Origin of the sequence: Gordonia sp. (in: high G+C Gram-positive bacteria), from assembly GCF_047606305.1 — a bacterium.
In the GTDB taxonomy this organism is placed as follows: Bacteria; Actinomycetota; Actinomycetes; order Mycobacteriales; family Mycobacteriaceae; genus Gordonia.
On the sequence record NZ_JASGER010000119.1, the window covers coordinates 1 to 5590 of the forward strand.

The 5590-nt window shown below is 70.8% G+C and carries 6 protein-coding genes and 2 pseudogenes; 5 read left to right on the plus strand and 3 right to left on the minus strand.

Features of this window, described 5'->3' with window-relative positions; all coding sequences use genetic code 11:
• The 3 genes and pseudogenes from QM634_RS15435 to QM634_RS15445 all read right to left on the minus strand — a co-directional run.
• A pseudogene (locus QM634_RS15435) lies at positions 1–209 on the minus strand (hypothetical protein); the annotation flags it as partial.
• Positions 206–976 (minus strand): LppM family (lipo)protein, encoded by a 771-nt coding sequence (locus QM634_RS15440; protein ID WP_415043661.1) that lies wholly within the window; start codon positions 974–976, stop codon positions 206–208. The pseudogene QM634_RS15435 and the gene QM634_RS15440, both read right to left, overlap by 4 nt.
• A 65-nt stretch (positions 977–1041) precedes the next feature.
• Entirely contained in the window at positions 1042–1773 is a 732-nt protein-coding gene (locus tag QM634_RS15445) for a GNAT family N-acetyltransferase (RefSeq protein WP_415043662.1), read from the minus strand.
• A gap of 166 nt (positions 1774–1939) precedes the next feature.
• Between QM634_RS15445 and QM634_RS15450 the strand changes: the two genes are divergently transcribed.
• From QM634_RS15450 to QM634_RS15470, 5 genes and pseudogenes are all read left to right on the plus strand, one after another.
• Positions 1940–2434 carry an SAV_6107 family HEPN domain-containing protein gene (locus QM634_RS15450; RefSeq protein ID WP_415043663.1) on the plus strand — a complete coding sequence of 165 codons (495 nt, stop codon included), beginning with the start codon at positions 1940–1942 and terminating at the stop codon, positions 2432–2434.
• A gap of 103 nt (positions 2435–2537) precedes the next feature.
• On the plus strand, positions 2538–2930 hold the full coding sequence (locus tag QM634_RS15455; RefSeq protein ID WP_415043664.1) for a DUF3040 domain-containing protein: 393 nt from the start codon (positions 2538–2540) through the stop codon (positions 2928–2930).
• A 359-nt stretch (positions 2931–3289) separates the two neighbouring features.
• Positions 3290–3733: a division/cell wall cluster transcriptional repressor MraZ gene (gene mraZ / locus QM634_RS15460; RefSeq protein WP_415043665.1), complete on the plus strand. Its 444-nt coding sequence runs from the start codon at positions 3290–3292 to the stop codon at positions 3731–3733.
• Positions 3734–3900: 167 nt separating this feature from the next.
• Entirely contained in the window at positions 3901–4896 is a 996-nt protein-coding gene (gene rsmH / locus QM634_RS15465) for a 16S rRNA (cytosine(1402)-N(4))-methyltransferase RsmH (protein ID WP_415043666.1), read from the plus strand.
• Positions 4893–5590, plus strand: a pseudogene (locus QM634_RS15470) (hypothetical protein); the annotation flags it as partial. The gene rsmH and the pseudogene QM634_RS15470, both read left to right, overlap by 4 nt.

Below are 5590 nucleotides of genomic sequence, written 5' to 3' on the forward strand. Positions count from 1 at the left end.
GACCCGGCGCGCGCGCCGTGCGCGACGGCCCGGCCGGCGGCGGCGAATCGGGGCCGGACGCGCTTGCCGCCGCTCAGGACGAAGTCGGCCAGGGCATCGGTGGCCTCGCCGACGGCCGGACCGATCTGTCCGGCCTGCTCGCGGGCGGAGTCGAAGAAGTCGGCCAACCGCCGCTCGACGCGGCCGGTGTAGTCCGACTCGTCGCTCACTTGGCGGGGGCGCCCGGGCGCGGCGTGGTGTCGGCCAGGTGCTCGCGGCGGGCGTACCAGGCCACCGCCCCGACGGCGAGCAGGCACAGCAGCGCGACCAGGAACGACCAGCTCGGCAGCGCCGCACTGGCCGGATCGGCGTAGCGGGCGTCGGCGTTCAGATCGCTCGACTTGCCGGCCGGGATGACCCAGGCGACCGCCTTGTCGCCCTGCTCGATCCCGTTGGTCCCGGTCACGTCACCGGCGAAGCGCACCGTGAAGTAGACGGCGTCGCGCCCGTCGACGAGGTCGTTGAGGTCGGCGGTGCCGGTCAGTCGGACCGCGTCCCCGCTGCGCTTGGTGGAGATGTCCAACGCGGCACCCGACCCGGTGAACGACGCTGCGACGATGTCACCCAGCTGACCGAACTGGCCGGCGGTGAGATTGGAGTAGAGGGCGCGGGTGCCGACCTTGGTCGGCCCCTTCTTCGGGGTCTTGGGGTCGGCCTGCTGACCGTCCTTGCCCTCCATGGTGACGGTGCCGTCGCCGCTGATCGTCCCGGTGAAGTCCGACAGCGTGACCTGGCTGCTCATCGACTGCGGCACGTCCAGGCGCGGCACACCGTTCGGGTTGTCCGACGAGGTGGCCACGATGATCTCGCCGGAGAACCGGTCGCCGACGGTCGTGGACCTGGTCAGGCATCCCGACAGCAGCGGGATCAGCAGCAGGGCGGCGCCGAGCGCGGCGGCCAGCCGGGGCAGGGACGGGCGAGTCGGGGTGTGGGACACGCGTCAATCGTGCCAGATCGGCGCGGCGGTCGGGTCCGCGACGCGCGACCGGGGCCGGCGGTGCTTCAGTGGTTGCCGACCGGCGGGCGGGAGTCGCGGTGGGCCCGGGCGTCGGTCACCGGGAGCGGGAGGTCGCGACCGAGAAAGGCGAACGGGCGCGGATCGCCGGAGAATCGGAAGTTCCGCAGCACGTCACCGAACCCGAAGCGCCGGTACAACGACCACGCCCGGTTCTCCTCGTGGGGGACCTCCGGCGTCGACAGCAGGACCCGGGCCTCCGGACGGTCGGTCAGCAGTTGCGTCAGGAGCAGTCGGCCGATGCCGTGGCCCTGGGCGTCGGGGTGGACGTGGAGTTCGGTGAGCTCGAAATAGTCGGCCAGGAGATGAGCGGCGTGGTCGGCCGGACAACCGGCCTGGCGCAGTCCCAGGCGCAATTGCTGGTTCCACCACTGGTCCGGCGCACCTCGATAGCCATAGGCGATGCCGACCAAGACGTCTTCGCGCGTACCTGCGCGGCCCAAGCGGCGTTGCTGGAGCGACTGCACCGCGGCCGAGCGGCGCAGTCGGGAGCCGTGGAGGCGGTCGGCGTCGACGGACGCGACGGCACCGTAGGCACTCCACCCGGGCCGGGAGACGTGTTCGCGCCACAGTGCCCGCCGCTGACCCTCGATCCCGCGCGGGTACCCCATCGCGGTGATGTACACCTCGAGCGCCGGATCGAGCCACAGGTGTGAATCGCCGCCCGCGAGCCGGACGACGCGGACGTCGACCGGTGCACCGATCGACTCCTCGGTCATGTCACTCCCTGGATTCCCGGCGCCCCTGGCGCACTTCGCAGGATCACGCTAGCATTGGTTATATCGAACAACAGTTCGAGTGTCGGGAATGTCGGAGGCTCCCGATACGTTTTGACCAATGAGGCGCCGGAGGCACCGGACGCGCCAGAGGAGTCGAGGAGGCGAGATGGCCAACAGGGTGACGAGCGACAGGGCGACGAGCGACAGGGCGAGTGTCGAGCCGAAGGTCGTGCTCGACGCTCACCGGCTCCTCGACCAGGCCGCGGCGATGGCCGACGACGGTGACCTGGTGGCCGGCACGGCCGAGCGGTTCCGCGTCTACTACCTGGCCGCGCTCCGCACCGCGGGTGCCGCCCTGGTCGTGCTCGAATCGCGACGCCGGCCGCCGCGGGGGGAGCGCAATGCGTGGACCCGGCTGGTCGCGCAGGCGGGGTTCGTCCGCGACGACCGCGGACTCGGCGAGCACGCCCGTTACTTCGCCGGACACTCGGTGCTGCGCCAGCGCATCGAGAACGGCCTCGTCGACGAGGTGGAGCAGGCGATCGTGGCGCGGATGCGGGTCCGCCTGTCGGAGTTCCTCGCCGAAACCGAGGCGATCCTGGCCGACTACGAGCAGGGCAGAGAGGTTCTCGGCGGGGCCGCGGCGCGGCGCAGTGCGTGACGTGTGGCGGCGCGTCGAATCAACGGTGGCCGAATGGTGGCCGCTGCGCCGATCACCTCGTATCATTGGGGGTCTGGAGCACGATTGAGGAGAAGGAGGGGCGGTGCCACTTTCCGAACATGAGCAGCGCATGCTCGACCAGATCGAGAATGCGCTGTACGCGGATGACCCCAAGTTCGCCTCGACGGTGGAGAAGACCAGCTTCGGGCCGAGTCGGCGTCGCCTGCAGGCGATCGCCCTGTTCCTCGTGGGCCTGGCCCTGCTCGTCGGCGGCATCGTCGCCGGCGTCACCATCAACGGATTTCCGATCCTGAGCCTGATCGGCTTCCTCGTCATGTTCGCCGCCGGCCTCCTCGCGCTGCGCGGCGGGTCGGGCAAGCCGAGGCTGAAGGTCGTCGACGGCGCCACCGGCTCGTCGAAGCGTGCGGCCGCGTCGCAGCGCAGCTTCACCGAGCGGATGGAAGACCGCTTCAACCGACGGTTCTCCGAGGAGTAGCCGACACCGGAAGACCGACAGGGCCGCGCATCAGCCGATGCGCGGCCCTTTTCGTGCCGTCCCCACATCGCCCCACGCGCGCCGCCCAGCATTCCCCACCTTCCACCACTGTCGGAGCGCTGGTCCTCTCACCAGGCACTTTAGATAACTTTTGTCGCTCTAGCCTCGTAGGTTTCCGGCGGTTGGTGCCTCCGGCGGCCATTCATCCCCACTTCAGTTCCCTCGGTTGACCTGCAGAAATATCGAAGAGATGGCACAAAGTGGTCGCCAAGGGGTGGAAAGTGGTGGAAAGTGGGGTACAGTGTGGGGACTGGGTGAGGCAAACCGGTTGTCGAACCCGGCGGCGGAGGAGGTGTGCGATGTCGAGTCAGCGGCTCGTCGGCACCTACACGCCCAAGTTGGACGACAAGGGGCGGCTCACGCTGCCAGCGAAGTTTCGCGACGAGTTGGCAGGAGGGGTGATGGTCACGCGCAACCAGGACAACAGCCTCGCCGTCTACCGCCTCGAGGACTTCGACGCCATCGCGGAAAAGACCAAGGCCGCGTCGCGCAACAACCCGCAGGCGCGCGCCTACCAGAGGTACTTCTTCGCCAGTGCCGATGAACAGCGACCCGACGGGCAGGGGCGGATCACGCTCTCGCCCGACCACCGGACCTATGCCGGGCTGACCAAGGAATGCGTGGTGATCGGCAGTTTCGACCACCTGGAGATCTGGGATGCGCAGACCTGGGAGGCCTACCAGGCCGAGCACGAGGAGGACTTCTCAGCCGCGGGTACCGACGCCTTCGAGTCGCTCCTCTAACGGCTCCGATGACCGCCGCGACCACCACGGTGGGTGAGACGAGGCCCACGCCCGATCCGACCCTGACGCACTTCCCCAGCGCCAGGTTCGCGATCGGGCGGGGACCCCGGTTCATCCACCCGATCGACCCCGACGCCGCCCCGGCGGCCACCACGGAAGGGCCCACGATGAGCACCGGTGACCACGGGCACGTCCCGGTGATGGCCGATCGGATCGTCGATCTGCTGGCGCCGGCGATCACCCGCACCGACCCGACCGGCCACGGGGCCGTCGTCGTCGACACGACACTCGGGGCCGGTGGCCACTCCGAACTGCTGCTGCAGACCTTCGCCGGTCTCACGGTCATCGGGATCGACCGCGACGGGGCCGCGCGCACCGAGGCCGCCGATCGGCTGGCCCCCTTCGGCGCCCGGGCGTCGATCAACGCGGGCCGCTACGACGAGCTCGAGCGCATCCTGGCTGACCCCGCCGGGCTGCCCGGTCCCATCGCGGCGGTCGACGGCGTGCTGTTCGACCTCGGCGTCTCGTCCATGCAGCTCGACCAGCAGGGGCGCGGCTTCGCCTATTCGGTCGACGCCCCGCTCGACATGAGGATGAACCCGGACGACGAGCTCACCGCCGCCGACATCCTGAACACCTACTCGCACCGCGACCTCGCCCGTGTCCTGTCGGACTACGGCGAGGAGCGTTTCGCCGGACGCATCGCCTCGGCGGTGGTCGCGGCCCGCCGCGACGAGCCGTTCACCACGAGCGGCCGCCTGGTCGAGCTGCTCTACGCGACCATCCCGGCCGCGACGCGCCGGACCGGCGGTCACCCGGCCAAGCGGACCTTCCAGGCGCTGCGGATCGAGGTCAACGGCGAGCTCGACTCGCTGCGGGCCGCGCTCCCGGCCGCGCTGGACGCCCTGGCCGTCGGCGGCCGCGCGGTGGTGATGAGCTACCAGTCCCTCGAGGACCGCATCGTCAAGCGCGAGTTCACCGAGCGCTGCCGGTCGAGCTCGCCGGCCGGACTGCCGGTCGAGCTGCCGGGGACCGCGCCGCGGTTCCAGCTGGTCACGCGGGGTGCCGAGCAGGCGACGCAGGCCGAGATCGACATCAATCCGCGCTCGGCCCCCGCCCGGGTCCGCGCCATTGAACGCATTGCAGAGGGGAGCCCCGCGTGAGGCGCAGGGAAGAGGAGACCGGCGAGATCGACCCGGTGCCGACCGGTGAACTGTCGGTGATCGACCGTCCGGCCAAGCGTCGTCCGGGCGCCGGCGCGCCCAAGCGCGCCAACCGGTCTCGGGCCGCACAGCGGGCCGTGAACCGCCGTGCCGCGCGCCTGGCGCGGGACGAGCAGAAGCAGAAGCAGTCGTCGGGCAAGCCCAAGACCGCCGCCGGTCCGACGCGGCCGAGCCTGGTCGAGCAGATCCGCGCGCTGCCGTTCGCGGTGCCGGTGATCGGGCTGGTCGCGCTCGGGCTGGTCGCCACGCTGTGGCTCTCCACGCGTGCCGCGCAGGACTCCTACGAGCTGACCGTCGCCAAGACCGCCAACCAGTCGCTCGTCGACAAGCGCGACGCCCTCAAGCGGACCTACGAGTCGGCCGATTCGGCGCCTGAACTGTCCGACAAGGCCGCCCGGCTCGGCCTGGTGCCGGCCCGGAACGCGGCCCGACTCGTCGTCGGCGAGGACGGCAAGGTCAAGGTCCGCGGCACTCCCGCACCGGCGCGTGGACGGGCGCCGCAATCGATCAACCCGAAGCCCGTCGACGACGCGCTCCGCCACATCGACGTGAGCAAGGTCGAGGACTCGACCGGTCTGCCCGGCGCGGACGGCGCACCGCAGGCACCTGCGCCGCCGCCGTCGGGCGACCAGCC

Excerpts from the sequence above, each read along its gene's own strand:
- QM634_RS15445 (WP_415043662.1), bottom strand. The coding sequence starts at position 1,773 with ATGACCGAGGAGTCGATCGGTGCACCGGTCGACGTCCGCGTCGTCCGG.
- mraZ (WP_415043665.1), top strand. The coding sequence starts at position 3,290 with ATGTCGAGTCAGCGGCTCGTCGGCACCTACACGCCCAAGTTGGACGAC.
- rsmH (WP_415043666.1), top strand. The coding sequence starts at position 3,901 with ATGAGCACCGGTGACCACGGGCACGTCCCGGTGATGGCCGATCGGATC.
- QM634_RS15450 (WP_415043663.1), top strand. The coding sequence starts at position 1,940 with ATGGCCAACAGGGTGACGAGCGACAGGGCGACGAGCGACAGGGCGAGT.